Origin of the sequence: Flavobacterium sp. H4147, from assembly GCF_029360735.1 — a bacterium.
In the GTDB taxonomy this organism is placed as follows: domain Bacteria; phylum Bacteroidota; class Bacteroidia; order Flavobacteriales; family Flavobacteriaceae; genus Flavobacterium; species Flavobacterium endoglycinae.
Map to the genome: position 1 here is coordinate 992,789 of NZ_JARKNB010000001.1, position 26,008 is coordinate 1,018,796.

General features: G+C 32.9%; 25 protein-coding genes. 12 read left to right on the forward strand and 13 right to left on the reverse strand.

Going from position 1 to position 26,008, the window contains the following annotated elements:
• Window positions 1–59: 59 nt before the first annotated feature.
• From P2W75_RS04365 to sufD, 5 genes are all read left to right on the forward strand, one after another.
• A complete protein-coding gene (locus tag P2W75_RS04365; RefSeq protein ID WP_276379055.1) occupies window positions 60–263 on the forward strand; it encodes a DUF2683 family protein in 204 nt (67 codons plus the stop codon).
• 35 nt (window positions 264–298) lie between these two features.
• Complete coding sequence (locus tag P2W75_RS04370; RefSeq protein WP_276379056.1) at window positions 299–787, forward strand: flavodoxin family protein; 489 nt, start codon at window positions 299–301, stop codon at window positions 785–787.
• 11 nt (window positions 788–798) lie between these two features.
• On the forward strand, window positions 799–1,545 hold the full coding sequence (gene sufC / locus P2W75_RS04375) for a Fe-S cluster assembly ATPase SufC (RefSeq protein WP_207298287.1): 747 nt from the start codon (window positions 799–801) through the stop codon (window positions 1,543–1,545).
• Window positions 1,546–1,594: 49 nt separating this feature from the next.
• A complete protein-coding gene (locus P2W75_RS04380; protein WP_276379057.1) occupies window positions 1,595–1,969 on the forward strand; it encodes a four helix bundle protein in 375 nt (124 codons plus the stop codon).
• 80 nt (window positions 1,970–2,049) lie between these two features.
• Entirely contained in the window at window positions 2,050–3,366 is a 1,317-nt protein-coding gene (sufD, locus tag P2W75_RS04385; protein WP_276379058.1) for a Fe-S cluster assembly protein SufD, read from the forward strand.
• 280 nt (window positions 3,367–3,646) lie between these two features.
• On the opposite strand, the gene P2W75_RS04390 is transcribed toward sufD, so the two are convergent.
• Entirely contained in the window at window positions 3,647–4,996 is a 1,350-nt protein-coding gene (locus P2W75_RS04390) for a serine hydrolase (protein ID WP_276379059.1), read from the reverse strand.
• Window positions 4,997–5,217: 221 nt separating this feature from the next.
• On the opposite strand from P2W75_RS04390, the gene P2W75_RS04395 reads away from it, so the two are divergent.
• The 6 genes from P2W75_RS04395 (at window position 5,218) to P2W75_RS04420 (ending at window position 9,383) form a co-directional block, all read left to right on the forward strand.
• The gene (locus P2W75_RS04395) at window positions 5,218–6,432 is read left to right on the forward strand and encodes an aminotransferase class V-fold PLP-dependent enzyme (protein ID WP_276379060.1); all 1,215 of its coding nucleotides are present in this window, start codon (window positions 5,218–5,220) and stop codon (window positions 6,430–6,432) included.
• Between the two features lie 11 nt (window positions 6,433–6,443).
• Window positions 6,444–6,869 carry a hypothetical protein gene (locus P2W75_RS04400; protein ID WP_276379061.1) on the forward strand — a complete coding sequence of 142 codons (426 nt, stop codon included), beginning with the start codon at window positions 6,444–6,446 and terminating at the stop codon, window positions 6,867–6,869.
• A 2-nt stretch (window positions 6,870–6,871) separates the two neighbouring features.
• On the forward strand, window positions 6,872–7,297 hold the full coding sequence (locus P2W75_RS04405; RefSeq protein ID WP_276379062.1) for a SufE family protein: 426 nt from the start codon (window positions 6,872–6,874) through the stop codon (window positions 7,295–7,297).
• Between the two features lie 143 nt (window positions 7,298–7,440).
• Window positions 7,441–7,764, forward strand: a complete 324-nt coding sequence (locus P2W75_RS04410; RefSeq protein WP_012023258.1) for an SUF system Fe-S cluster assembly protein — start codon at window positions 7,441–7,443, stop codon at window positions 7,762–7,764.
• Window positions 7,765–7,843: 79 nt separating this feature from the next.
• On the forward strand, window positions 7,844–8,353 hold the full coding sequence (locus P2W75_RS04415; protein WP_276379064.1) for a DUF2480 family protein: 510 nt from the start codon (window positions 7,844–7,846) through the stop codon (window positions 8,351–8,353).
• 79 nt (window positions 8,354–8,432) lie between these two features.
• Entirely contained in the window at window positions 8,433–9,383 is a 951-nt protein-coding gene (locus P2W75_RS04420; RefSeq protein ID WP_207298295.1) for a DUF3078 domain-containing protein, read from the forward strand.
• A gap of 39 nt (window positions 9,384–9,422) precedes the next feature.
• Here the strand turns inward: P2W75_RS04420 and hflX are convergent, their stop codons facing one another.
• The 12 genes from hflX to P2W75_RS04480 form a co-directional block, all read right to left on the reverse strand.
• Window positions 9,423–10,652 (reverse strand): GTPase HflX, encoded by a 1,230-nt coding sequence (gene hflX, locus P2W75_RS04425; protein ID WP_207298296.1) that lies wholly within the window; start codon window positions 10,650–10,652, stop codon window positions 9,423–9,425.
• A gap of 151 nt (window positions 10,653–10,803) precedes the next feature.
• A complete protein-coding gene (locus tag P2W75_RS04430) occupies window positions 10,804–11,661 on the reverse strand; it encodes a hypothetical protein (protein ID WP_207298297.1) in 858 nt (285 codons plus the stop codon).
• 137 nt (window positions 11,662–11,798) lie between these two features.
• Window positions 11,799–13,139, reverse strand: a complete 1,341-nt coding sequence (locus P2W75_RS04435) for a DUF5689 domain-containing protein (RefSeq protein WP_207298298.1) — start codon at window positions 13,137–13,139, stop codon at window positions 11,799–11,801.
• 18 nt (window positions 13,140–13,157) lie between these two features.
• The gene (locus tag P2W75_RS04440) at window positions 13,158–15,977 is read right to left on the reverse strand and encodes a carboxypeptidase-like regulatory domain-containing protein (protein WP_276379065.1); all 2,820 of its coding nucleotides are present in this window, start codon (window positions 15,975–15,977) and stop codon (window positions 13,158–13,160) included.
• A 229-nt stretch (window positions 15,978–16,206) separates the two neighbouring features.
• Window positions 16,207–17,427 (reverse strand): MFS transporter, encoded by a 1,221-nt coding sequence (locus tag P2W75_RS04445; protein ID WP_207298300.1) that lies wholly within the window; start codon window positions 17,425–17,427, stop codon window positions 16,207–16,209.
• Window positions 17,428–17,656: 229 nt separating this feature from the next.
• The gene (locus tag P2W75_RS04450) at window positions 17,657–18,697 is read right to left on the reverse strand and encodes a Gfo/Idh/MocA family oxidoreductase (RefSeq protein WP_276379066.1); all 1,041 of its coding nucleotides are present in this window, start codon (window positions 18,695–18,697) and stop codon (window positions 17,657–17,659) included.
• A 67-nt stretch (window positions 18,698–18,764) separates the two neighbouring features.
• Window positions 18,765–19,835 (reverse strand): NADH:flavin oxidoreductase/NADH oxidase, encoded by a 1,071-nt coding sequence (locus tag P2W75_RS04455; RefSeq protein WP_276379067.1) that lies wholly within the window; start codon window positions 19,833–19,835, stop codon window positions 18,765–18,767.
• A 116-nt stretch (window positions 19,836–19,951) separates the two neighbouring features.
• Window positions 19,952–22,102 carry a peptidase domain-containing ABC transporter gene (locus P2W75_RS04460; RefSeq protein ID WP_276379068.1) on the reverse strand — a complete coding sequence of 717 codons (2,151 nt, stop codon included), beginning with the start codon at window positions 22,100–22,102 and terminating at the stop codon, window positions 19,952–19,954.
• The gene (locus P2W75_RS04465) at window positions 22,103–23,245 is read right to left on the reverse strand and encodes an HlyD family secretion protein (protein WP_276379069.1); all 1,143 of its coding nucleotides are present in this window, start codon (window positions 23,243–23,245) and stop codon (window positions 22,103–22,105) included.
• Window positions 23,246–23,582: 337 nt separating this feature from the next.
• Window positions 23,583–23,720, reverse strand: coding sequence for a hypothetical protein (locus tag P2W75_RS04470; RefSeq protein WP_276379070.1), 138 nt, complete (start codon window positions 23,718–23,720; stop codon window positions 23,583–23,585).
• A 23-nt stretch (window positions 23,721–23,743) separates the two neighbouring features.
• A complete protein-coding gene (locus P2W75_RS04475) occupies window positions 23,744–23,896 on the reverse strand; it encodes a class IIb bacteriocin, lactobin A/cerein 7B family (protein WP_276379071.1) in 153 nt (50 codons plus the stop codon).
• Window positions 23,897–23,959: 63 nt separating this feature from the next.
• Window positions 23,960–24,280, reverse strand: coding sequence for a hypothetical protein (locus P2W75_RS04480; RefSeq protein WP_276379072.1), 321 nt, complete (start codon window positions 24,278–24,280; stop codon window positions 23,960–23,962).
• Between the two features lie 340 nt (window positions 24,281–24,620).
• On the opposite strand from P2W75_RS04480, the gene rseP reads away from it, so the two are divergent.
• Window positions 24,621–25,961 (forward strand): RIP metalloprotease RseP, encoded by a 1,341-nt coding sequence (gene rseP / locus P2W75_RS04485; protein WP_276379073.1) that lies wholly within the window; start codon window positions 24,621–24,623, stop codon window positions 25,959–25,961.
• Window positions 25,962–26,008 lie beyond the last annotated feature (47 nt).

Sequence of the window (26,008 nt, forward strand, 5' to 3'; positions counted from 1 at the left end):
TTAAAGTTTCAAGTTGTTGTTTTGAACAAAAGAAAATCTTGAACTAAAAAATAGACAATATGAATCTAACTCTGAAAAACGTAAAGAAAAAAGATTTGCCTGTTTTAAAAGCACTTGCAAAACGTTTAGGTTTTGAAATTGAAAAGATAGAAAAACCATATAATCCTGAATTTGTAAAAGAGATTTTACAAGGGCAGAAAGATATTGAAGAAGGCAGAGGAATTAAAATGACGATTGAAGATATAGACAAATTATGGAAATAATTTATTTCCATTAACGCATTTAGGAATAAGTATTAATGGAAAATAAAAAAGTCATCATTTTAGGTTCTTCCAGAAAAAACGGAAATACAACAAAAATTGTAGACCTGCTTTCTAAAGAACACAATATAGATGTAATTAATTTAAGTGATTATACTATATCCTATTATGATTATGAAAGCAAAAATATAGACGATGATTTTTTGCCTTTAATTAGAGGAATTATCGAAAAATACGACACGCTGATTTTTGCAACGCCTGTTTATTGGTATAATATGAGCGGAATTTTAAAGGTCTTTTTTGATCGGTTTTCAGATTTAATCCGAATTGAAAAAGAAACTGGAAGAAAACTAAGAGGAAAGAAAATTGGCGTGATATCAAATTCACACGATACTGTAATCGAAGACAGTTTTTACATTCCGTTCAAAAAAACCTCTGATTATTTGGGCATGGAATATTTAGGGCACGCGCATTTTAATGCTAATGTTCTAAACCAAACAACAAAAATAGAATTGACATTTATATAAAATAAAAAACAATGTTATCAATAAAAAACCTTCACGCCGCGATTGGTGATAAAGAAATCCTTAAGGGAATTAATATAGAAGTTAAAGCTGGAGAAGTTCACGCGATAATGGGACCAAACGGTTCTGGAAAAAGTACCCTTTCTGCTGTTATTGCAGGAAACGAAAACTATGATGTTACAGATGGAGAGGTAATTCTTGACGGAGAAGATCTTGCTGATTTAGCTCCTGAAGAAAGAGCACACAAAGGTGTTTTCCTTTCTTTTCAATATCCGGTAGAAATTCCTGGAGTTAGTGTAACTAACTTTATGAAAACGGCTATTAACGAAACCCGTAAAGCAAACGGTCAGGAAGAAATGCCTGCAAACGAAATGCTAAAAGTAATTCGTGAAAAATCGGAATTATTAGAAATCGACCGTAAATTTTTATCTCGTTCTTTAAATGAAGGTTTTTCTGGAGGAGAGAAAAAAAGAAACGAGATTTTCCAAATGGCAATGTTAGAGCCAAAATTAGCAATCCTAGACGAAACTGATTCTGGTCTTGATATCGATGCCTTAAGAATTGTGGCTAATGGTGTAAACAAATTAAAAAGCGACAAAAACGCAATTATCGTTATCACGCACTACCAACGTTTGCTAGATTATATCGTTCCAGATTTCGTTCACGTTCTTTACAACGGAAGAATCGTAAAATCAGGAGGAAAAGAATTGGCTTACGAATTAGAAGAAAAAGGATACGACTGGATTAAGGCAGAAAACTAATTCTGAGTCGTAAAGTTTTAAAGTCTAAAGTCATAAAGTCCAAAACTAGATGAGTAAATTCAGATCTTTTGAAGAAATAAATTCTTGGCAAAAATCAAGAATCTTCAACAAAAAAATATATCTGGCTACTGAAAATTCTACTTTTAAAAAAGACTTTGATTTCGTTAGACAAATAAGACGGGCATCGCTTTCTATATCATCAAATATAGCAGAAGGTTTTGAACGAAATACAGATAAAGAGTTTATTTATTTTTTATATGTAGCCAAAGCATCTGCAGGAGAAGTTAGATCTCAGTTATATTTAGCTTTTGATTTAGAATATATTATAAAAGAAGAATTTGAAATGCTCTTAAATTCGGTAACTGAAATATCGAAATTATTAAGTGGTTTCATAAAATATTTGGAATCTAGTCGTAAAGTTTAAAGACAAAAAGTAAGATATAAAAGATAAAGTATCAAACTTTAAGACTTTAAGACATTCGACTTTAAGACTAAAAACAAGAAATGGATTTAAAAGAAAAATTAGTATCGTCTTTTATGGCTTTTGAAGAGCGTGTTGATGTGCATTCAGATTTGCATGACATTCGTACAAATGCTATAAAAAACTTCGAAAATAAAGGTTTCCCAACCAAAAAGGAAGAAGCTTGGAAATATACATCGCTAAATGCCATCTTAAAAAATGACTTTACGGTTTTTCCAAAGCAGGAAAATGCAATCGAATTCAATCAGGTAAAAAAATACTTTTTACACGAAATCGACACTTATAAATTGGTTTTTATTGATGGCGTTTTCAGTTCGCATTTGTCTTCTACAACCCACGACGGAATTGATGTTTGTTTGATGTCATCTGCATTGACCAAACCAAAATATAAAATGGTTATTGATACCTACTTTAATCAAATTGCAAGCAAGGATGATAGTTTGACATCATTGAATACTGCTTTTGCAATCGAAGGTGCGTTTATCAATATTCCAAAGAAAAAAGTAGCTGACAAACCTATTGAAATCATGTATTTCTCAACTGGAAATGAAGCTGCTTTAATGGTACAGCCAAGAAATTTGATTATTGTAGGTGAAAATTCACATGTTCAAATTATCGAGCGTCACCAAAGTTTGAATGAAAATCCTGTTTTAACGAATTCCGTTACGGAAATTTTCGCTCAAAAACGTGCTATTGTTGATTATTACAAAATTCAAAACGACAACAGCGAAGCGAACTTAGTGGACAATACTTATGTTTCACAACAGCAAGAAAGCCACGCTTCTGTTCATACTTTCTCATTTGGAGGAAATTTAACTCGTAACAACTTAAACTTTTACCATTTCGGAGAAAGATTAACAAGCACGCTTAACGGAATTTCTATCTTGAATGACAAACAACACGTTGACCATTATACCTTGGTAAACCACGCACAGCCAAACTGTGAAAGTTTTCAGGATTATAAAGGAATTTTCTCTGATCGTTCGACAGGAGTTTTCAATGGAAAAGTTTTGGTAGAGAAAGAAGCCCAAAAAACAAACGCTTTCCAAAAAAGCAACAACATTTTATTGAGTGATAAAGCGACAATCAACGCAAAACCACAATTGGAAATTTTTGCTGATGACGTAAAATGTTCTCACGGATGTACCGTTGGACAGCTGGATGAAACGGCAATGTTCTACATGCAGTCTCGTGGAATCCCGAAAAAAGAAGCTAAAGCTTTATTGATGTACGCATTCTCAAATGCGGTTATCGAAAGCATTAAAATACCAGAATTAAAACAAAGAATTACTAAAATCATTGCCATGAAATTAGGTGTGAATTTAGGATTTGATTTGTAGTCGAGGTTTTACCGCAAAGACACAAAGGTTACGCAAAGTTCGCAAGGTTTTTTATTAAAGCTTTGCGAACTTTGCGCTTTTTACTTGGCGCCTTTGCGGTTAAATCAATCTCTTAATCTAATAATAATTAAGATAAATCCTAAAAAAGATAACCCTAATCCAAAACAAAAACATATTGTACTAATTGGGTATCCTAATTTTGTCGTATATCCAAAACCGCCAAGCAGCCATCCAAAAAATAACATCAAGACTGGTTTTAAAAGATTATTTCTTCGCATAACTATTTCTTCACACTATCCATAACCTCCTTCAAAAACCCATTAAAATCAAATCCAGGTTCTTCTTCCCTTACTCCCATTCTCACAATAACCATATCTTTTGATGGAATAATTGCCACCATCTGACCTTGGTAACCGCTGCAATAAAACATATCACGAGGAACGTCTGGGAATTTTCCGCCTGCGTTTAACCAAAACTGAGCACCGTATTTTCCTTCGGAAGTATTCGTTGGAGTTGCGGTGTATTTCACCCAGCTTTCATCCAGGATTTGTTCACCGTTCCAATTTCCTTTATGCAGATATAATAATCCAAATTTTGACCAGTCGCGTGGTGTTGCCCATCCGTAAGAAGATCCAACGAAAGTTCCGCTCATATCTTGTTCTACAATCATCGAATTCATTCCGATTTTGTCAATTACGGCGCTGTACCAAAAATCAAGATATTCTTGCTGTGTTTTAAATTGTCTTCTTAAAATAAGTGACAATAAATTGGTAGTTCCGGATGAATAATTCCAATGTGTGTTGGGTTTAAATTCTGCTGGTTTTTCCAATTGCACTTTTCCCATATCTTCGGCCTGAAAAAGCATTTTGGTAGCATCAGAGATTTTACTGTAATTCTCTTCCCATTCTAAACCAGAATTCATGTGAAGCAAATCATTCAATGTAATATTTTTACGTTCATCATTTTTCCATTCTGCGACTGGAGCAGGTTTGTAAATATTTATTTTTCCTTGTTTTACCAAAACACCGAAAGCCGAGCTTGTGATACTTTTCGTCATCGACCACCCTAAAATTTTGCTGTCTTTATTAAATCCTGTATCGTATTTTTCAGCGATTAAATGGTCTTTATATAAAACCACAACGGCACGAGTTCTTTTGATTCTTCCTCCAGTTTTATCAAAAGCATTATCAACTGCTTTTTTCAATTTTGAATAATCAATATTTGAAAAGGCAGTATCTTTTGGTTCATTATTTCCGTATGGGAAAGGCAGATTGTTTTCTAATTTCGTTCTTTTTGGAAGTAAATACGGTTTCGAACTATCAAATTGATCATTAATCAAAACTGCTCCAAGACCTTCACGATAAATCGCTTTTCTTTCTTTCAATCCATAAACTGATGAAATTGCAAATTTTCCAGCGTCATCAATTGAATTTTCAGCCAGATCAATCAATTTAATATCATTGTCGGTTTTCTGAATTAAATCTAACGGACGATTATCTAAAAAATGTCCAGAAGCGACACTTTTAGCCGAAAAACCAGAAATCAAATCAAGTTTAGGATAAGTCGTAAATCCGAAATACAGAAATGCGAGAACCACTACAAGCAAAAGTACTTTAAGAAATTTTTTCATGATGATTTTAGTTATTTTTACTGCAATATAAATAATTTATGTTCACGATTTTAAGCATCAAATTAGAAAACAGCTTCAGATAATTCAGAAAACCGAAATGATTTTTGCCAAATCAGCATTTACGGCTTCAAATAATGGCATCATAAAAGGAAATTATAGAATTGCTGTATAAACAAATTTAGTTTTAGTACTTTTGTAAATAGATTTTTTCTAAATAAGACATGCTAGATATTCAAAAAATAAGAGCTGATTTCCCAATACTTTCTCAAACTGTAAACGGAAAGCCATTAGTATATTTCGACAACGGAGCTACTTCGCAAAAACCACAAGTTGTAATTGATGCTGAAGTAAAATATTATAATGAAATCAACGCTAACATTCACCGTGGCGTTCACACTTTAAGCCAGTTAGCAACTGATGCTTATGAAATTTCTCGTGGTAAAGTAAAAGAGCATATCAACGCAAAACATGCTCACGAAGTCCTTTTTACTTCTGGAACAACGCACGGAATAAACTTAGTCTCAAACGGTTTTGCTTCTATTTTAAAACCTGGAGATGAAGTCGTTGTTTCTTCTTTAGAACATCACAGTAATATTGTGCCTTGGCAGATGTTATGCGAGAAAACTGGTGCAATTTTAAAAGTTATTCCAATCAATGATAATGGAGAATTAATCATTGAAGAATTTGATAAGTTACTTTCCGAAAAAACAAAAATCGTTACTGTAAATCATATTTCGAACGCATTGGGAATCATTAACCCAATTAAATATATCATAGACAAAGCTCATGCTGTTGGCGCTGCAGTTCTAATTGATGGCGCACAGGCTGTTCCGCATTTAAAACCAGATGTTCAGGAATTAGATTGTGATTTTTATGCTTTTTCAGGTCATAAAATGTGCGGTCCAACTGGAACTGGAATTCTTTACGGAAAAGAAGAATGGCTAAACAAACTTCCTCCTTATCAAGGCGGTGGTGAAATGATCAAAGAAGTTACTTTTGAGAAAACAACTTATGCTGATCTTCCTCATAAATTTGAAGCTGGAACTCCAAACATCGCGGGCGGAATCGTATTAGGAACAGCAATTGATTATTTAAACAGTGTTGGTTTCGAAAACATTCAGGCATACGAGCATGAACTTTTAGAACACGCTACAAAACGTTTATCTGAAATTGAAGGCATCAGAATCTATGGAACAGGAAAAAATAAAGCTTCTGTAATTTCGTTTAATATTGATGGAATCCATCCGTATGATGTTGGTTCTATTGTAGATAAATTAGGAATTGCGGTTAGAACAGGACATCATTGTGCACAACCAATCATGAATTTCTTCTGTATTCCAGGAACAATTCGTGCTTCGTTTTCTTTCTATAATACAAAAGAAGAAATTGACACAATGGTCGATGCTGTGAAAAAAGCACAAACAATGTTAAGCTAAAAAAGAAACGTATGAGAATATTATCACTATTGCTTTTAACTCTTTTTATTGCAACTGGATGCTGCAGTCAAAAAAAGACCGATATGAAATCAACACAAATTGAATATTCTGCTCATTCTAGAGGTTATTACAAAAGTATTGTTGTAGAGAACAAATCGGTTTCGGTTACAAAAGAACGTAATGCTGAAGCTGTTCAAAGTAATATTGACGAAGCAAAATGGAATAAAATCGTTGATGCTTTTTCAAAAGTGAATTTAGAAAGTCTTTCTTCTTTAAAAGCGCCAACTGATAAACGAACTTACGATGGTGCAGCGATAGGAAATTTAAAAATAACAAAAGACGGAAAAACATATGAAACTCCAGGTTTCGACAACGGTTTTCCTCCAAAAGAAATCGAACAACTAGTAAATTTATTAGTTGATTTTTCTAAAGAATAATTATGACAATAAAAGAAATACAAGACGAGATAATAGACGAATTTTCAATGTTTGATGACTGGATGCAGCGTTATGAATACATCATTGAATTAGGAAAAAGTCTTCCGTTAATCAAAGAAGAATACAAAACCGACGATAATTTAATCAAAGGCTGTCAGTCTAAAGTTTGGTTACAAGGTGACCAGCAAGATGATAAAATTGTTTTCACGGCAGACAGCGATGCTATTTTGACAAAAGGAATTATTGCGATTCTAATTCGTGCTTTTTCAAATCAAAAGGCAAAAGATATTCTGGAAGCAGATACTGATTTTATTGACGAAATTGGATTAAAAGAACATTTATCTGCGACGCGTGCCAACGGTTTAGTTTCGATGATTAAAAACATCAAAATGTACGCTTTGGCTTTTGATGCAAAAAACAAAAATTAAAAAAAATTAAACCATTAAGGCATTGAGGTTCATAAAGCGTTAAGCTTAATTCTCTTTAGTAGTCAAAAGAAAATTAAGCTACTGTTTAAGAAAGCAAAACTTAATTTTCTTAATCTCTTAATGGTAAAAAACTAAATACAAAAATGGAACAAGAAATAGACACAAACGAATTAGGAGAATCAATCGTAAGAGTTTTAAAAGGCATTTACGATCCTGAAATCCCTGTAGATATTTATGAATTAGGATTAATTTACGACGTAATGGTAAACACAGATTATGAAGTAAAAATCTTAATGACACTTACTTCTCCAAACTGCCCGGTTGCTGAAAGTTTACCAAGAGAAGTAGAAGAAAAAGTAAAAACAATTGAAAACATCAAAGATGTAGACGTTGAAATTACTTTCGATCCGCCTTGGAGCAAAGATTTAATGAGCGAAGAAGCGAAATTAGAATTAGGAATGCTTTAAATTAGTCATAAAGTTGAAAGTCATAAAGTCCAAAGTTTGATCTTTATGACTTTCGACCTTCGACTTTCAGACTAAAAAAATGGAAGAAATTATCAATAAAGTTGCCAATAGTGCTTTAGAAGTTTTCGATTTAGAAGATTATTATCCAAAAGGAATGCGTGCGCAAATTGATATATCGCAATGGCTTTTGGAAGGATTTTTATTAAAAGAAAAAGATTTTAGAGAACATCTTAAAAATCATGATTGGTCACAATATCAAGATCAATATGTGGCTGTATATTGTAGTACCGATGCTATTATTCCTGCTTGGGCATTAATTTTAGTAAGCATTCATTTAGCGCCTTTTGCCAAAAAAGTAGTGAACGGAACAATCGAAGATCTTGATGCAAGTCTTTATGAAGAAATTCTAACCACAATTGATTATTCTGCATACAAAGGCAAACCTGTCATTGTAAAAGGCTGTTCCAGAAAACCAGTCCCTATGAGAGCTTACATTTTAGCGACAACCTACTTGCAGCCATTTGCAAGAAGTATTATGTACGGCGAAGCGTGTTCTGCAGTACCATTATACAAAGAATCTAAGAAATAACCTGCAACTGCAAACAATTTATCCCCTACTTTTCCGTTGATTTTTAGTATATTTGAGAATACACTTAAACTAAACAATCATGAGAAAGCTGATAGTATTACTTTTTATCTTAGCGAATATTACTTTTGTTCAGGCACAAAATTCAGAAAAAGAATTAGTACAAAACACGGAAAAAGCAGTAAAAAAAATCAACGATACGATTGAAGAAGAAGGTTGGAAAGCAAAAGGAACTGTATCGCTTTTATTAAACCAATCAAGCTTCAACAACTGGATTGCTGGCGGTGAAGACAGTTTCTCTGGAACTTTAGGAATAAATTACGACTTTAATTATAAAAAAGACGATCTAACCTGGGATAATAAAATACTGGCTTCATACGGTCTTTTACAAACTAAAAACACGGATTTTGGAAAGAAAACCGATGATCGTTTAGAGTTTAATTCCATTCTTGGTAAAAAAGCTTTTGGTGAATGGTATTACTCTTATTTCATAAATTTTAGAACTCAGTTTACTACAGGTTATATTTATGGACAAGATGCCAACGGAAAAGAAATCAGAACTGAGCAGACTAAATTTATGTCACCTGGATATCTTACTACTGGACCTGGTATCTATTGGTCTAAAGATGAGAATTTAAAAATAAATTTTGCTCCATTAACCTCCAAATTCACTTTTGTAGACAATGCTTATACAAGTGGAATTGATAGATTTACCGGACTGCCTTATGTAGATGGTGATTATTTTGGAGTTGACGAAGGCAAAACCATGCGTTACGAATTAGGTTTTTATGCCTCAGTTTATTACAAATTGGCTATTATGACCAATGTAACAGCAGAAAACACATTGAATCTTTATTCTAATTATTTAGAAGATCCTCAAAACGTAGATATCAATTACTCGCTGAATATTATTATGAAAGTAAATAAATTCTTGTCGGCTAATTTAGCGTTTCAAGCTATTTATGATGATAATGCTTTTAAAGGACTTCAGACTAGAGAAGTATTTGGTTTGGGAATTAATTTTGGATTTTAATAAAAAACGGCTTTTGAATGATCAAAAGCCGTTTCTGTTTTATTCTTCCTCTTTATCAACTGCATCCTTATAATCAGGATATAAAAAGTTGTTGTACGGAAATCTGGTGATATGAATCTGTCGTACCGCTTCATAAACGGTTTCTCTAAATTCCTCAAAATTTTCTTTTTTAACAGCCGAAATAAATAATGCTTTATCCTCACCAACATTACTCATCCAAGTTTGTTTCCACTCATCAAGTGTGTAATGTTTTCTTGTTCTTTCGGTGATTAAGTCATCTTCATCGATTGTTAGGTGTTTGTAAGCATCAATTTTATTAAAAACCATAATCGTCGGTTTATCGTTGCTTTTAATTTCCTGCAAAATCTGATTTACAGATTCGATGTGATCTTCAAAATCAGGATGCGAAATATCTACAACGTGTAAAAGCAAATCAGCTTCACGAACCTCATCCAATGTACTTTTAAAAGAATCAACTAACTGTGTTGGCAATTTTCGGATAAATCCAACTGTATCCGAAAGCAAAAATGGCAGGTTTTTAATTACCACTTTTCTAACAGTTGTATCTAAAGTTGCAAATAGTTTATTTTCGACAAAAACTTCACTTTTACCAATCGCATTCATCAAAGTCGATTTCCCAACGTTAGTATACCCAACTAAAGCAACACGAACCATCGCTCCGCGGTTGCTACGCTGAATACTCATTTGTTTATCAATCGTTTTGATTTTCTCTTTCAATAACGAAATTCTATCGCGTACAATACGTCTATCGGTTTCAATCTCGGTTTCACCCGGACCACGCATACCAATACCTCCTTTTTGACGCTCAAGGTGTGTCCATAATCCGGAAAGTCTTGGCAGTAAATAAATACATTGTGCCAATTCTACCTGAGTTCTTGCATACGAAGTTTCCGCCCTTTGAGCAAAAATATCCAAGATCAAATTGGTTCTGTCAAGGATTTTACAATCTATAATTCTTGAAATGTTTTTTTGCTGTGAAGGCGATAATTCATCATCAAAAATTACAGTCGATATTTTATTTTCTTTTACAAAAAGATTGATTTCATCTATTTTTCCCGTACCTACAAAAGTTTTCGGATTTGGGCGTTCCATTTTTTGCGAAAAGCGTTTAATAACTTCACCTCCAGCGGTAAAAGTTAAAAACTCCAATTCGTCTAAATATTCGTTAAGTTTTTCCTCACTTTGATTTTGAGTTACAATACCTACTACTACTGTTCTCTCAAAATTTATTATTTCTTTCTCTAGCATATCTTAAAATAAGCTGCAAATTTAATCATTTGTGCAGTACTAACAATTATAGAATTTCAATTTTAAATTCGAATTAAAAAAATAAACCATTTATAAATCAGGTATTAAAACCTAAATTATAAATGGTTTGGAATATTCTTTTAAAAATTATTTATTCGTAAATGAATGTTTTTTCTGTTTTTACAATTCCGTTCTCTTCAATCTGTGAACATGAAATCGGGAAGTTCAGTTTGTTATATTTGTACTTTCTACTAACGGCAACCAAAGCGGTAGACGACGGACTGAAATTCATTTCATTGTTATATGAAATCGATTCGAAAGCAAACTCATCTTCATGATACGAAATCATAGGTACAATAATTTTGTAATTATCTCCAAAAAGTCCTTGAACAATTAATTGATCTACTGATTTTTTATCATCATAGGTAAATGATTTAGAGATTTTATCTCCAACTAAACCTTTGTGTTTCGATACGTTATCGTTTACATACACATATTCAATTTTACCAATAATCTGTTTGTTTTTATCGCGTGAAGTACGTCTTACAATTGTTCCGTTTTCAACAATATATTCAATATCTTCAACCAAATTTTGATGATTGGTACTCTTTTTTGTAGTTACTTTAACCCTTGCTCCTTCATATACAAATGTTACAACTTTGGTAATGTAATTAGGCCCTTCCTGATATTTTTTTACAAATTTTGTAATGTTGTTATCAGCGTCATAAGTATAATTTACCACTTCTTTCCAGTCACTTCCCACTTTGTCTTTTACAGTCATGTCTAGTAAACCATTTTTGTTGTAAAAGAAATGCTGTATAACATCTGAAGTGGTTACGGTTTGAAGTTTACCATCTTTAAAAACCATCGTTTTGTTAACGATTTCTCCATCTTTAGAATTCTGATAGTTTGTTTTTACAATATTGATCTGCTTTAATCTAACATTGTCCTGACTGTGCATCAAGAAAGGAAATACCATCATTAGGATGGCAATAAAGTAGGTTCTCATATTTGTTTTTGTATTTATTTGGGATGACCAAAGTACAAAATTCTCTCATATTTAGGGAATTCAAAATTCAAAAACTACTTATTTTTCAATAAAAAACTAAAAATCAACCAATTAATTTCATTATTATGAAACAACTTCTATTTCTCTCCAAAAATCTTTACATCATCAACCATAAAAGCTCCGTTAAGAGTTTTATCTTTTCCTGATCCGATGTATTTAAAAGCAATATTTATCTTACCTGAATAAGCAGATAAATCAATTCCGCCTGAACTTATAAATTCGCGGGTTGGAGTCGAAAGTGAAGCTACTTTTGCTTCTAATTTTGTCCATTTCGCTTTCGATATATTAGAGCCATCAAAGTTAGTTGAAACATACACTTCTAATGCATTTAAAGGCGAATCGACTTTCAAATCATGCTGTGCACTTCTAAAGGACAGAACCGTATTTTTATATTCTGTTAAATCAATTTTTGGAGAAACAAGCCATGCTATATTTTCGGCTGCAGTAGTACTTGTGGTATTGAACTCTGCATAACCATTTCCAGCATACAGCATACTTTTCCATAATTTAGTTGCTTTTTCTACAATATTACTCCAGCCCGGCAGCGCAAAGTTGACATTGTTTTTAACCGATTGAAAGTCTTCGGCAAAAAGCGGGACATTACGCTTTCCATTCAATACAACATCACTTTCTGAACGAACCATTAATTGATAATCGGTTCCAAATTTGGTTAAAACTCCTCGTACTTTACCGCTTCCTTCTGGAACAAAATGATCGGCAAATTTGGCATAACTACTGGTTCTAAAAATAATTTGGTTTCCGGTTTTATCACGCAGATTCCAGTTTGTTGAGCCTCCTACGTTATTGGATTCTTCAAAATAATGACGCCCAATTGCTGATTCGGTGAACTGTACATCGTTAAGTTCTATAAGTGTATTTAATTTACTATCGTTAAGGGCTTTTTCTATCGACAGTGATTCAACCAATTGACTCTCATCAGCGTTCGTACACGAAGCATTTAAAACGCTTTTTACTTCATTTTGAGAAACACGTCCAATAGTAGGATCTCCTGAATTGCTTACATACAAACTTCCAATTCGTAATCCGCCGTAATACAAATCTGTAAATTGGTTTTTGAGTTTTACATAGACTTTATTTCCAACTCTATACTCAATATAAGTATTTGAAGCATCTACAGGAACAGCAAATCCTATTGCGGGAATTCTTTCAGAGGCTTTTGTTTGCAGTGAAATGGTCTTAAAAAAATTGCCTTCTTCATCACTCGAAACGACATAAGCTTCAATTACATCATCATATAAATATTGTTTGGCAGTTGTTCCTGAAAGTTCGTATACTTTTTCAACAGTTTTGGTTACTTTAAAATCTGGTTGTGTACAAGCTAATTTTGGAGCATCAACCTCGTGACTGCAGCTAAAAAAAGAAAAGGATAAGGCAGAAAGTAATATTCGTTTTTTCATAAGAAATGTATTTTGGTTTTATAAACCGATAGTAAGATTTAAGAAATAAGTGCGTCCATAACCGTAGTAATATTTAGGTCCGAATGCTGGTGTTCCGCTTGAAATATCCTGATTTAAAGCTCTAAAATTGGCATTTCTTGCCTGCTCAAAACCACCTGTTTTATACATTAAGTTCAAGACATTGTTTACGCTGGCAAAAAGTCCGACATACTTTTTATAAACTCGCCAGGATTTTCCGCCGTTTATATTCAGCAACGTTACTGGATTGAATTTTTCTTGTTTTAATAATTCATTTCCGCGTTCTGAAGTTGCTTCGGGAAAAGGAAATCCATTTGCGGGATTAATATAAAACTGAGATGTTCTTGAAATTGGCGAAACATCAATGTAACTATCTGCTAAATAATTTAAGTTGGTACCTATCCACCAAAATTTTGGATCACGATATTCTAATCCAACTGAATATGCTTGCTGCGGAGTTCCGGCTTGTTTGTAATTTTTAAGATAAGATCGGCCAAAATCAAAAGCAGTCTGAGCTCCGTCTTTTGCTCTATTTCCGTCATTTGTAATTACAACATCAGGATTACTGTTGTAAATGTAATTGCCATAAGCAGCAGATACAGTAGTTTTTAATGTGGGCGAAATCTGGTATTCAAAACTCAATTCGGCTCCTGTATTCTTTTTGTCTAAATGCGTTAATGTCTGCGTGACAAACGCATCTGTAGGATCATAACCTGCACCTCTTTCAAAAATTCCTTCGGCATAAAAGAAGGAAGTTTTCGAAGTGTTTTTTATCATCGAATAATACGCCGTAAGACGTAGTTTCAGCTTAGGCGATCGATATACATAATTCGCTTCGGCACTGGTTACCTTTTCACTTTCAATGCCATCGACAATAGAATTATTTAAGCGAGAATTTGAAAATGTATTTCGAAGAGACGGTGCTCTTGTAAGATGCGCTCCGTTAAAAAATAACCATTCTCTGCCCGAGATTTTATAAGTGAATCCGCCTTTGAAACCGAAATTTTCAAAATTTACTTTTTCACTTTTTCCCAAAGAATTTTCAGGATAAAGTCCGTTTTGATACAATCCTTCTCTTTGATAATCAGATACGGAATAAGATTGTGCCAGATAAAACTCAGTTTTATTATATGTGAATTTAAACTGCGTGAAGGCATCTAAAGTATTCGCTAAAAAATTATAATTGTAGCCGTAAATATCGCCTTCTTTCACTTCTCGATTTGGATTTTTCAAATCCGATTGTGATAAATCGCCTTTGTAAAATGGATCAATATCCAGGAAATATTTTCCTCCTAAAAGATCTAAAAGGTATTGGAAATTATGTGATTTCAAATTTCGATAGACAAATCCAGCGTCAAAAGAAAGGTTAGAATTTATTCGGGTGTTAAAAGTTGAATTCAACGCAAAAGTTTTATCATCTGTTCTGTCTTCGTATAAAATATGATGACTTTGCGCAGGTTCATAACCATTTTGATTTGGTTTTTCATTAGCCCGATACATTGCGTTCCAATCGATTTGAGAATTAGCTAAAAATGTTGTTCTGCTTTTCTCTGCATTTTCGTAATCGGGTGTAAAATCTCCTGAAAACTCTCCGTGATCTTTTGCATAAAGCGAACTAAAATAACTGGGCATTTTACGATAATATACCGGATCAGGACTATCGGCATTTTGATAATCGATATTGCTGTTGCCTACTTTTCCAAACTGATACATCACACCTGAATTCAGCGTTGTTTTATCATCAATTTTAAAATAATGATTAAGCATCAGCAGAGGTTCTTCAATATTTTTAACTCTTGCATTTCGCTTTTTACCATCTTGAAATCCCCAATATGAATTGTATTTTTCGCTCGTCAAGCCAATTACCTCACTGGTGTTTGGTGAATTTTTCCCTCTGGAATTTGGCGTGTAAAAACCAGTAAAATTGAGTGAATTTCTATTATTGAGTTTCTTCTCAACGCTAATAAAAAAAGAATCAGCATTAAAATTTGTGCCTTCAAAATACCCTTCATCTGCCCATCTTTTTCCTGCCGAAACTGCATAAGCCCAACCCGAAGAAGTCATTCCAGAAGCGTAAGTTCCAATAGCGCGCCAGAGATACGTTGTGTTGCTTCCTGAAAAGGTGAGCTGAGTTCCTTTTCGATATAAGGAAGCACGAGTATCAATTTGCTGAGTTCCTAAAACACCGCCAAAAGTATAATTTGAAACTGCAGTTCCAACTGAAAATTCTTGATTTCGAAGCACATTATTTAAACCACCCCAATTGTTCCATTGTGGTCTTCCGTCGTAGATTTTGTTCATCATCATGCCATTAAGCATCATGGTTCCGTTTTCGCTGTCTAAACCGCGAACTCTAAATCGAGCTTGTCCCCAATTAAATGCCGCCGACTGCATAAAAGCGTCTTTGGAAGATTGCAATAATCCTGATGTCATTTCGGAAGAACTGTTATCGTCCGAGAAATCACTGTCCAATAAAGTAATTAAAGCCGCTGGAATCTCATCTGAAAAAGTATCTTCAATTTGGAGTACTCCAAGATTTACAGTTTTCCCAAAATTGGATTGTATTTTTAAAAGTAAGTCTTTGTATCCTTGATTTCGGATTACTAGCAGTTGTTCTCCTTCTATTGAAGAATGAAATTCAAATTTTCCTTTTTTTGAAGTCAGAACCATAATAGAAGAATTCTGGACACTCACCACCACATTTTCAAGCGGATTTTGTGTTTTAGAATCCATTACAATTCCTGTAAAAGTGGTTTGCCGCTGTGCGAAAGCAAAATTAAAAGACGATAAAATAAAAAAGATTAGGTACTTTTTTCCCATTAAGAATTCCAATTTGTTTTGAAAATAAGTTTTGGATATTACTCCTATATTCAAAAGAAAAAATTGGCTTCTGGAAAAAGCATTTTGTCTGCTCATTAATACAAGCAACGCAAGTTTCAAATATATAAAAAATATTTAATCCGAAATAAATTCTTACAAATTTATTTCGGATTAATATGAGATTTTAAAGTAAAATGTTGTGATTGTTTTTGATTATCAAAAGATTAAATCAATCGTTTGTTCTAATTTTAGAAACCATAAAGGCAATCAAAACGCCAAAGATTCCGATAAAGGCGAAAGAAAATTGTAAACCAAAGTTCTGAGCAATGTGTCCAATTACGGGAGGTCCCATTAAAAATCCAAGAAAGCTGACACTTGAAACAATCGTTAAAGCTTCTCCCGGCGGAACCGTTGGGTTTTTCCCAGCCATACTATAAACGGTAGGAACAATTGTAGCAACTCCCAATCCTACAGCCATAAAAGCAATGGTACAAGGGATAATATATGGAAGAAAAACGGCTGTAAAAAGTCCGGCAGAAATCATAACCCCGCTGATTTGCATTACGCGCTCACGTCCAAATTTATTGATTAATCCGTCTCCCAGAAATCTTCCGCTTGCCATCATAATCATAAAAGAAGTATATCCTAAAACAACTAGCGGTCCCGGAGCTTGTACAATATCTTTAAAATACACACCGCTCCAGTCAAACATTACACCTTCGCTGGCCATACTACAAAAGCCTATGACTCCAAGCCAAAGCAGTGCGCTATCTGGTTTTGTAAATAGTTTTTTCTTTTCGTTGGTCTTATTTTTAATTTTTTCTTTGGCTCTAATCAGGAATTTAAAATTAAAAACCACCATTAGTATTACGATTCCCCCCACAATTAGAAAATGATGTAAAGGCGATAAATGTAAAGCCAGCATTCCTAAACCCACTAAAGCACCTGTAAATCCAGCAAAACTCCACATTCCGTGAAACGAAGACATAATGGTTTTTTTAAATAATACTTCGGTATAAACACCTTGTGTATTTACGGCTATATTGGCTAAGTTTCCAAATAATCCAAACAGAAATAAACCCAGAGATAATTCTAATCCTGTTCCTGCAAGACCTAAATTAGCCAGGCACAAAACGTACATGATTAATGAAAAAATCAAAATGCGGTGGCTTCCGAATTTGGTTACCATTTTTCCCGAAAAAGGCATAATCAACAATTGTCCCATTGGAAGTGCAAAAAGAATAGAACCCAGATCGCCCTCGGTTAAATGAAGTGCTGTTTTAATGTCTGGAATTCTACTTGCCCAAGTGGCAAAACTTAAACCCATTCCAAAATAAAACATTCCAACTGCAAAACGAATTCGGTTTAAATAAGAGGCTTTTGCCTCTCTAAAAACTTTCTTGATTTTCCCTTTTGTCTGAAAAAGTTGTAATGGATTGAAGTTTATCAAAATCGGAGTATTTATGAGATTATGTTATAAAATTACAAAAAAGCAGCTTATATACTTAAAAGTACGAATTGTTGATTTATTTACAACGTTATTGTTTATAAAAAAGCTGGTTTTCAGTACTGATTTTACGGACAAAACTATTGCTGGAAAATGATTTTCAGTTTCACTATAAAACAAAAAAAGACGCACAATTGTGCATCTTTTTGATCATTCTGAATTTTATTTTCTTTTATAAATCGATTACTTCTCGTTGTGTGTTACTTGCAATGGCAGCTTCGATAACCTGCATTACTCTTACGCCATCTTCGGCAGTAACTGGTTCTGCAACATCGTTCGTAATAGAATTGAAAACACCATCAAAAAATGAGAAATAATTTCCTTGCAGTGTTGGGATTTTTTCTCGGATTGTTTTTCCATCAATTTCAGTATGAAGCAATCCTTGTAAATCTTCAGATTCGGTTCCCCAAGATTCTAAATTTGGTTTTTCTCCTTCTTTCAATTTGTCTTCCTGTATGTCACCTCTTGGTTTAAGAAATGATCCTTTTTTACCATGAACTGTAAAAGCGGGATTGGCTTCTCTCACGAAAAAACCTGCTTTTAAACGGACTCTGAAATTTTCATAAATCAACTGAAGGTCGATCCAGTCATCCACTAATGAGTTTTCTCTAGTGATCCTGATATCACCAAAAACTGATTTTGGTGAACCAAATAAGCAAACGGCTTGATCTATTAAATGCGGACCTAAATCTTTTAGAATTCCTGCACCATCATTGGCAGTTTCTTTATGTGCTTTCGGACTCAATAATGGATTGTATCGGTCAAAATGAAATTCGGCTTCGACTAAATCTCCTAATACGCCATCCTCGATTACTTTCTGAACAGTTTTAAAATCGCTGTCCCATCTTCTGTTTTGAAATACGGCTAGTTTTACACCTTTTTCTTTTGCTATTTTATTCAATTCTTGGGCTTCGGCTACTGTTGTGGTAAAGGCTTTTTCAACAACAGCATGTTTTCCTGCCAAAAGTACCTTTTTAGCGTATTCGTAATGTGTGCCGACTGGAGTATTGACAATTACCAAATCAACATCATCTGCCAATAAATCTTCCAGTGAAGGATAGCTTTTTACTTCTGGATAATCTTCCTGAATAAGTTTTTTACTTCTTTCCCAAGATCCTAATAATTCAAATCCGGGGTGAATATCTAAAAACGGAGCGTGAAAAACTTTTCCCGACATTCCGTATGACAATAGTGCTGTTTTTATTTTTTGCATTGCTTTTTAGTTTATTAGTCACGAATTAAAAAAAACAAATTCGTGAATTCGTAGCGGAAAAAAAATATTAAAGTTTAGCTCTTTCGTATTGTTTTGGCCATTGAATATCCTCGTTTAATTCTTTGGCAAAATCCAAAGGCAGGTTTGGATTTCTAAGTGATTCTCTGGCAAACAAAATCAAATCGGCTTGACCTTTATTTAAGATTTCTTCGGCTTGTTTGGCTTCGGTAATTAAACCTACAGCACCTGTTAAAATATCGGCTTCGGTTTTTACTTTTTCTGCAAAAGGAACTTGATACCCTGGACCAAGCGTAATTTTTTGATGTGAAACCAATCCGCCTGATGAAACATCGATTACATCTACTCCTTTTTCTTTTAATATTTTCGAAAGCTGTACAGATTCTTCAGGATTCCATCCGTTTTCAGCCCAGTCGGTTGCTGAAATTCTAACCCATAAAGGCAGGTTTGAAGGCCATTCTGTTTGAACTGCTTCTACTATTTCGAGTGTAAAACGAATTCGGTTTTCAAAACCTCCTCCATATTCATCGGTTCTAACATTAGTTAGCGGAGATAAAAATTGATGCAATAAATATCCGTGTGCCGAGTGGATTTCCAAAACTTGATATCCCGCCTCTACCACTCTTTTTGCAGCTGTTTTAAAATCCGAAATTACCTTTTGAATTCCGTTTTTGTCCAAAGCTTCTGGAAGAAAAGGTTCGTTATCATGATACGGAATTGCACTTGGCGCAACGGTCTGCCATCCGCCTTGAGCGAAATCTAATTTTTTATTGCCAAGCCACGGAGCCGAAACAGAAGCTTTTCGTCCTGCATGAGCCAGCTGGATTCCTGGAACAGAATTTTGAGAAACGATAAAAGCATTGATTTGTTTCAGTTTTTCGATATGTTCATCTTTCCAGATTCCTAAATCAGAAGGAGAAATTCTGGCTTCGGGAGAAACCGCAGTTGCTTCCTGAATAATAAGTCCGGCGCCTCCTGTGGCACGACTTCCTAAATGAACCAAATGCCAGTCGTTTGCGAATCCGTCCTCGGCAGAATATTGGCACATGGGCGAAATAACGATTCTGTTTTTAAGGGTAATATTTTTTAAAGTTATGGGAGAAAATAATTTTGAAGCCATATTTGTAACTTTTAATAGATTTGGGTTACCAATTGAAAACGATAACCTTTTAAAAAAGTAAAGTTACTCTATCTTGATAAAAGGAGAAATCGAAATGTTTATTAATTAACAAACATTTAAATCAAAGTCTGCTTATTCCACAAATTATAATACTCCGTTTTTTGTTCTAGTAAATCGAAATGATTTCCTGACTCTACGATTGATCCATTTTTCATAACTAATATAGTATCGGCACTGGCTATTGTACTCAAACGATGTGCAATGACAATTATAGTTTTTCCCAATGATTTGAAGTTATCTATAACTTCTTTTACCATTTTTTCTGAATGAGTATCGAGAGATGCTGTAGCTTCATCCATTAATAAAATTTCAGGATTTTTATAAAGTGCTCTGGCAATTGCAATTCTTTGTTTTTGTCCTCCTGACAACATTGCTCCATTTTTTCCAATTTGTGTTTCAAAACCATTTGGCAATTTTTCAACAAACTCATAAATTCCAAGTTGCTTTGAAAGCTCTAATATTCTCTGAATATTAGGAAAAGATTCCCCTAAAGCAATATTTTCTATAATATTTCCAGAGAATAAATTAAGCTGTTGCGGAATGACACCAACAATTTTTCTTAAACTTTGATAATGAATAAATTTCAGATCATTTTCTCCAATACAAATTTTTCCTTCTTTTACTGGATATAAATTTTGAAGTAATGAAATTAAAGTTGTTTTTCCATTTCCACTTTCTCCTACTATTGCTGTTGTTTGATTTTTCTTGAATATTGCATTAAAATTTTTGAAAACTTCCATTCGAGATCCATACCGAAAAGAAACATTTTCAAATTTTATATCTCCCAGATTTTCTTTAGTTAATTCAATTTTGTTTTCAGTTTCTTCTCTTTCCAAGTCCATGATTTCAAATAGTCTATCGGCAGCAATTAATGCATTTTGAGCTGTTTTGTTCATGCTTATTAAAGAAGCTACAGGCGAGGTAAAATATCCTATTATGGCATAAAATGAGAATAGTTCTCCAGGTGTAATCGTTCTGTCTATAACATAACCCGATCCGATCCACATTAAAACAATAGTAAAAGCAGATGCCAGAAATTGCGTCGAAGAATTAGCAAAAATGGTATTGAGACCTGACTTATATGTTGTAAATAAAAGTTTTACAAATCGGTTTTCGGTTTTTAAATTTGAAAACTCTTCAATTCCAAATTCTTTTACTGTTCTTACATGTGTGATGCTTTCTACTAATTGTGTCTGCAATTCTGCGGCATTTTCCATAATACTTCGTTCTACTTTTTTGTTGAACTTATTCAAGAGAAAATAAACAGCCATATAAAATGGAATTACAAGAAAAATAATCAAAGCTAGTTTCCAATAATAGATGAACATTAACGCAAAAGAAAAAATAACAATAAAAACATTGACAATCATTTCAATTGCAACTTCATTAATAAAAGAACGAATTTTTACAGCATCATTTATTCGTGATGTAATTTCACCAATCTGCATAGTGTCAAAGAATCTTTGAGGTAAATTCAATAAATGCTTATAATAACCTAAGATTAATTTAGCATCTATTAACTGACCCGTTTTCATAACAAAAATACTTTTCTTTGAGCCAATATAAACTTGAAGAAAAATAATAACAATCATGGAAACACTCAATAAATTAAGAAGGTTCCTGTTGCCGTCAACCAAAACATAATCAGTTATTTTTTGAATATAGATAGACATTGCTAAACCTAAAACAGTAAATAAAATTGCTCCCACTAAAGCTTGAACTAAAATAGTTTTATGTGGCTGAATTAAACTCCAAAATCGTTTAAAAGATGATGTTTTTTCATTTATTGTTTTAAAATCATTATTTGGTGCGAAAAGAATCAACACTCCAGACCATACTTTTTTGAATTCTTCAAGAGTATAAACTTGCATTTTACCAAAACCCGGATCCATAACCGTAATTTTAGTTTTTTCAACTTTATAAATTACAACATAATGGTGCAACTGTTCTTTGATAACAATATGTGCAATAGCCGGAAGTGGAATTTTATCTAAAGAATCCAAACCTCCTTTGACTCCTTTAGCAGTAAAACCCATTTTTTCTGCTGCTTCAATTATTCCTAAAACATTAGTGCCTCGTTTATCTGTATGAGCAAACTGGCGAATTCTAGCTATTGGCAGATTAACTTTGAAATGATTTCCGATAGAAGCAAGACAAGCAGCACCACAATCTTTAATATCATGTTGTTTAATTTTTACAGAAGCCATTTATTTTTTATTTGATATTTGTTTTGGGTTTAACCAATCGTCAATTTTATCAAACAACAATTCGAATAAACTTCTATGAGTAATTATATATCGTGTTGTTAAGGTCATGCCTTTTGACACGGTGGTTTTATATCCAGATTTTAATTGCAACGATTGAGAGTCCATTGCACAACGTACTTTAAAAAAAGCCTGATCTCCTTGGATGGTTATATTGTGATCAATATCTATTACCTTGCCTTCTAAAAATCCCCATTGATTATAATTAAAAGCATCTAACTGAAATTTCACCTTTTGTTTTTTCATAATTAAACCAATATCATTGGGAGAAACATTGCTTTCAACAATAAGATGATCTGGTGAAGAAATTACTGCAATAGGTTGAGAAGAATTAATAAAAGACCCTTTTTGAATTCCTGAAAAATTTTCGATTGTTCCTGAAATGGGAGCTAAAACAAAGTAGTTATTAGATTCTGCTTTTATTTTTGAAATTGTTCCGTTTAAGTTTTTTACTCGCTCTTCTAAATCTCTTTTTTGGTTTTCCCAAGTTGTTTTTTGCTGACTAATAAAACTTTGCATAGCTTGTTTTGCTAAACGAAGTTCATATTCAAGTTTTTCAAAATCTGCTTTTGCAATAATATCTTTATCGTATAATATTTTATTGCGATCATAATTGATTTGGGCGTGTAAAATTTTACTTTGTAATTCGTTTTTCCCTGATTGAAATTTTAGCAAATCTTCACGTGCCACAGTTGTTGAAAAACCAGTCGTCTTATTCTTTAAAAGATTTGACACATCAGTTAGTAAAACTGTAATAGTTGAAGAAAGAGAATCTTGGGTTCTTTTTTCGCTTTCGAGATTTTCTTTTGAAATTTTTAAAAGTGTATCGCCTTCTTTAACAAAAACATTATTTTTTAGACGAACACAAGTAACCCTCCCACTTACAATTGATGAAACGGGAACATTCTCTGTTTTGCTTCTAATAACACCACGACTCTGACTGCTGATATCCACTTTAATTACTGGCATTAATCCCAAAAAAAGAATAATTGCAAAAAGAACAATAAGGTAAATAGACAAACTTTTAGTCTTGTTTTTGGAGATAAGATTCTCGAGAGTATTGACAGGATCTGAACTGAAATTCATTTTTTACCATTAAAAATAATATTCTCTTCAAATTCTTCAAATAAAGAGAATATTATTAAAAATTATTGATATATAAAATAGAGACTTACTTAAAATTATTCTTGTTATTTCTTTAAATGCCGGTTTTTAGAGTTAAGTATATATATTAAAAACACCACAGTTAGTGCGCAAGAAACGCCAATTAAAAAAATAAAAACGTGGTTTTCAGGATATTTCCTTAATATCATAATCGCAATTAAGTAAATGACAACTAAAAGCGAGAGGAAGATTTTTTTCATGATTTATTCTAATAAAAATTAAAATAAGCTCTTTTTAGTTTAAAAAGAGCTTATACAAATTATAGTGCCATTACCGCTATTATAAATCCGGCTCCAGCTAAACCACAAGCAATGCCTTCAGCAAAGTCTCTAAAGTGTGATCCACCTTCAATCGTTAACAAATCATTTTCGCTCAATTCTATTAATTCTGTATTCATAATTTCTATCATTTTAATGTTAATTATTGTCCTGCAACATAACAAATTGCCTCAGCTGCTATCCATGGAAAAGCCACAGAAGCTACACCTGCCCAAAAACAAGGCTCATGTCCTCCATCAACCTCTTGTACTTCTTGAGTATTTAACTCAACTAAACTCAATTCTTCTAAATTCATAATTTTAATTTTAAAGGTTAATTAATAATTTTAACAAAATTCATTTTCTCGAGAAGTATTTTGTTATAGCAAACTTATCAGAGTTCCGTCTAATAAAATTGGACGGAAATTAAATCCTCCAAAAATTTCTCTAGATTCGTCTTCTCTTATTGTTTTTAGCGAAAAATTTAATATCAATTCAAAATGAGTTTCATAATAAAATGTTTCTCGCTTTTTACAATATTTTACTGGAGCGTCAAGTTCTTTTATGAGTTCTAACTCATTATAAAATTGGCTTCTGCTTAGAGATAATTTTTTTGCAAATGTTAGTGGAGAGCCTGTTTTTTCTCCAGAAATTAACTTGTGCATCTTTTTTATTCTTTCAATTTGTCTAATAAAATTCATATTCTCACTATAAAAAATTAATAAAACAAGACAGCTTTTAAGAATTTAAAAATAGATATGTTAACTATTTAAGAATATCTTCAATTGCCTTAGAAAATGAAATTAGATTGAAAATAATGAAGTAATTACCCAAATAAGTTTTAAAAATATCAGAATAAGACATTTTGTAACATTTCGGCGAAAAACAGGACTAATTATAAAGAGTAAATCAGTTTTGACTGAATTACATATATTAAGGTTATTAATTAACAAACATTTAAAACCTTAAGTAGTATCTTGCAGTGTTAAATTAAATAAGAAACGTTACTTTTGTGCGTTAAATACGAACTAAAAATATAAAATGGATATAGTTATCAAACTCTCTCAATTTCTATTGAGTTTATCTTTACTTATTATTCTTCATGAATTAGGGCACTTTATCCCTGCTAAATTATTTAAAACTAGAGTCGAAAAATTTTACTTGTTTTTTGATGTTAAATATTCTCTACTAAAAAAGAAAATTGGTGAAACAGAATACGGAATCGGATGGCTGCCGCTTGGAGGTTATGTAAAAATCTCGGGTATGATTGACGAAAGTATGGACAAGGAACAAATGGCTTTACCGCCTCAACCTTGGGAATTCCGCTCTAAACCAGCTTGGCAGCGTTTAATTATTATGCTTGGCGGTGTTACCGTAAACTTTATTCTGGCGTTTATTATTTATATAGGAATGGCATTTGCTTATGGCGATACTTATATTGCGAATTCTGATATGAAAGATGGTATTTGGGTTGAAAATCCCGTAATGCTTAAAGCTGGATTTAAAACTGGAGATAAAATAATTTCTATTGACGGGCAAAAAATTGAAAATTTTGACAATGATGTTCCAATGAATATTATTATGTCTAAAGACATTTTAGTTGAAAGAGACGGAAAACAGTTATCAATTAAAATCCCTACGGATGTTATTGACCAATTGTCAAAATACGAAAAAAGTTCACTTATTCATGCTAGAGTTCCTTTTGTCGTGGCAGGAATTGCCGAAGAATCTCCTAATAAGAATTTAAAACCAAAAGACATATTTGTTTCTATTAATGGAGAGCAGGTAAAATATTTCGATCAGGCAAGAGCTATTTTAGAGAAGAATAAAAATAAAACGATTAATGCTATTGTTTTACGTGATTTAAAAGAAACACCTCTTACACTTAAAGTTTCGGCAAAAGGTAAGTTAGATGTAATGCCTGGAGATTTAGATTTAGTAACTTTAGAAAAATTAGGATACTATAAAGTTAGTACCAAAGAATATAGTTTTGCAGAATCTATTCCGGTTGGACTACAAAAAGGTAAAGACAAATTAGTAAATTATGGAAAACAATTGAAAATGATCTTTAATCCTGAAACAAAAGCATACAAACAAGTAGGTGGTTTTGCTGCGATTTACAATATTTTCCCTAATACTTGGAGCTGGGAAACATTTTGGTCAATCACGGCTTTATTGTCAATTATGCTTGGAGTAATGAATTTATTGCCAATTCCGGCACTTGATGGCGGACATGTGATGTTTTTATTATACGAAATGATCAGCGGTAAAAAACCTAGCGATAAATTCCTTGAAAACGCCCAAATGGTTGGCTTTGTTCTACTTATAGCACTGCTTTTATTCGCAAACGGAAATGACATTTATAAGGCAATTGTCAAGTAGAAAAAAAAATTAATAAAAAGAGTGAAAATATTTTTGAGAAACTAAAA

What these genes read in the sequence shown, in the direction of transcription:
- P2W75_RS04440 (WP_276379065.1), bottom strand. Translation starts at nt 15,977, where the DNA reads ATGGGAAAAAAGTACCTAATCTTTTTTATTTTATCGTCTTTTAATTTT.
- P2W75_RS04365 (WP_276379055.1), top strand. Translation starts at nt 60, where the DNA reads ATGAATCTAACTCTGAAAAACGTAAAGAAAAAAGATTTGCCTGTTTTA.
- rseP (WP_276379073.1), top strand. Translation starts at nt 24,621, where the DNA reads ATGGATATAGTTATCAAACTCTCTCAATTTCTATTGAGTTTATCTTTA.
- P2W75_RS04405 (WP_276379062.1), top strand. Translation starts at nt 6,872, where the DNA reads ATGACAATAAAAGAAATACAAGACGAGATAATAGACGAATTTTCAATG.
- P2W75_RS04370 (WP_276379056.1), top strand. Translation starts at nt 299, where the DNA reads ATGGAAAATAAAAAAGTCATCATTTTAGGTTCTTCCAGAAAAAACGGA.
- P2W75_RS04455 (WP_276379067.1), bottom strand. Translation starts at nt 19,835, where the DNA reads ATGGCTTCAAAATTATTTTCTCCCATAACTTTAAAAAATATTACCCTT.
- P2W75_RS04410 (WP_012023258.1), top strand. Translation starts at nt 7,441, where the DNA reads ATGGAACAAGAAATAGACACAAACGAATTAGGAGAATCAATCGTAAGA.
- sufD (WP_276379058.1), top strand. Translation starts at nt 2,050, where the DNA reads ATGGATTTAAAAGAAAAATTAGTATCGTCTTTTATGGCTTTTGAAGAG.
- P2W75_RS04435 (WP_207298298.1), bottom strand. Translation starts at nt 13,139, where the DNA reads ATGAAAAAACGAATATTACTTTCTGCCTTATCCTTTTCTTTTTTTAGC.
- P2W75_RS04420 (WP_207298295.1), top strand. Translation starts at nt 8,433, where the DNA reads ATGAGAAAGCTGATAGTATTACTTTTTATCTTAGCGAATATTACTTTT.
- hflX (WP_207298296.1), bottom strand. Translation starts at nt 10,652, where the DNA reads ATGCTAGAGAAAGAAATAATAAATTTTGAGAGAACAGTAGTAGTAGGT.
- P2W75_RS04380 (WP_276379057.1), top strand. Translation starts at nt 1,595, where the DNA reads ATGAGTAAATTCAGATCTTTTGAAGAAATAAATTCTTGGCAAAAATCA.
- P2W75_RS04415 (WP_276379064.1), top strand. Translation starts at nt 7,844, where the DNA reads ATGGAAGAAATTATCAATAAAGTTGCCAATAGTGCTTTAGAAGTTTTC.
- P2W75_RS04480 (WP_276379072.1), bottom strand. Translation starts at nt 24,280, where the DNA reads ATGAATTTTATTAGACAAATTGAAAGAATAAAAAAGATGCACAAGTTA.
- P2W75_RS04390 (WP_276379059.1), bottom strand. Translation starts at nt 4,996, where the DNA reads ATGAAAAAATTTCTTAAAGTACTTTTGCTTGTAGTGGTTCTCGCATTT.
- P2W75_RS04395 (WP_276379060.1), top strand. Translation starts at nt 5,218, where the DNA reads ATGCTAGATATTCAAAAAATAAGAGCTGATTTCCCAATACTTTCTCAA.
- P2W75_RS04400 (WP_276379061.1), top strand. Translation starts at nt 6,444, where the DNA reads ATGAGAATATTATCACTATTGCTTTTAACTCTTTTTATTGCAACTGGA.
- P2W75_RS04465 (WP_276379069.1), bottom strand. Translation starts at nt 23,245, where the DNA reads ATGAATTTCAGTTCAGATCCTGTCAATACTCTCGAGAATCTTATCTCC.
- P2W75_RS04460 (WP_276379068.1), bottom strand. Translation starts at nt 22,102, where the DNA reads ATGGCTTCTGTAAAAATTAAACAACATGATATTAAAGATTGTGGTGCT.
- P2W75_RS04430 (WP_207298297.1), bottom strand. Translation starts at nt 11,661, where the DNA reads ATGAGAACCTACTTTATTGCCATCCTAATGATGGTATTTCCTTTCTTG.
- sufC (WP_207298287.1), top strand. Translation starts at nt 799, where the DNA reads ATGTTATCAATAAAAAACCTTCACGCCGCGATTGGTGATAAAGAAATC.
- P2W75_RS04450 (WP_276379066.1), bottom strand. Translation starts at nt 18,697, where the DNA reads ATGCAAAAAATAAAAACAGCACTATTGTCATACGGAATGTCGGGAAAA.
- P2W75_RS04475 (WP_276379071.1), bottom strand. Translation starts at nt 23,896, where the DNA reads ATGAATTTAGAAGAATTGAGTTTAGTTGAGTTAAATACTCAAGAAGTA.
- P2W75_RS04470 (WP_276379070.1), bottom strand. Translation starts at nt 23,720, where the DNA reads ATGAATACAGAATTAATAGAATTGAGCGAAAATGATTTGTTAACGATT.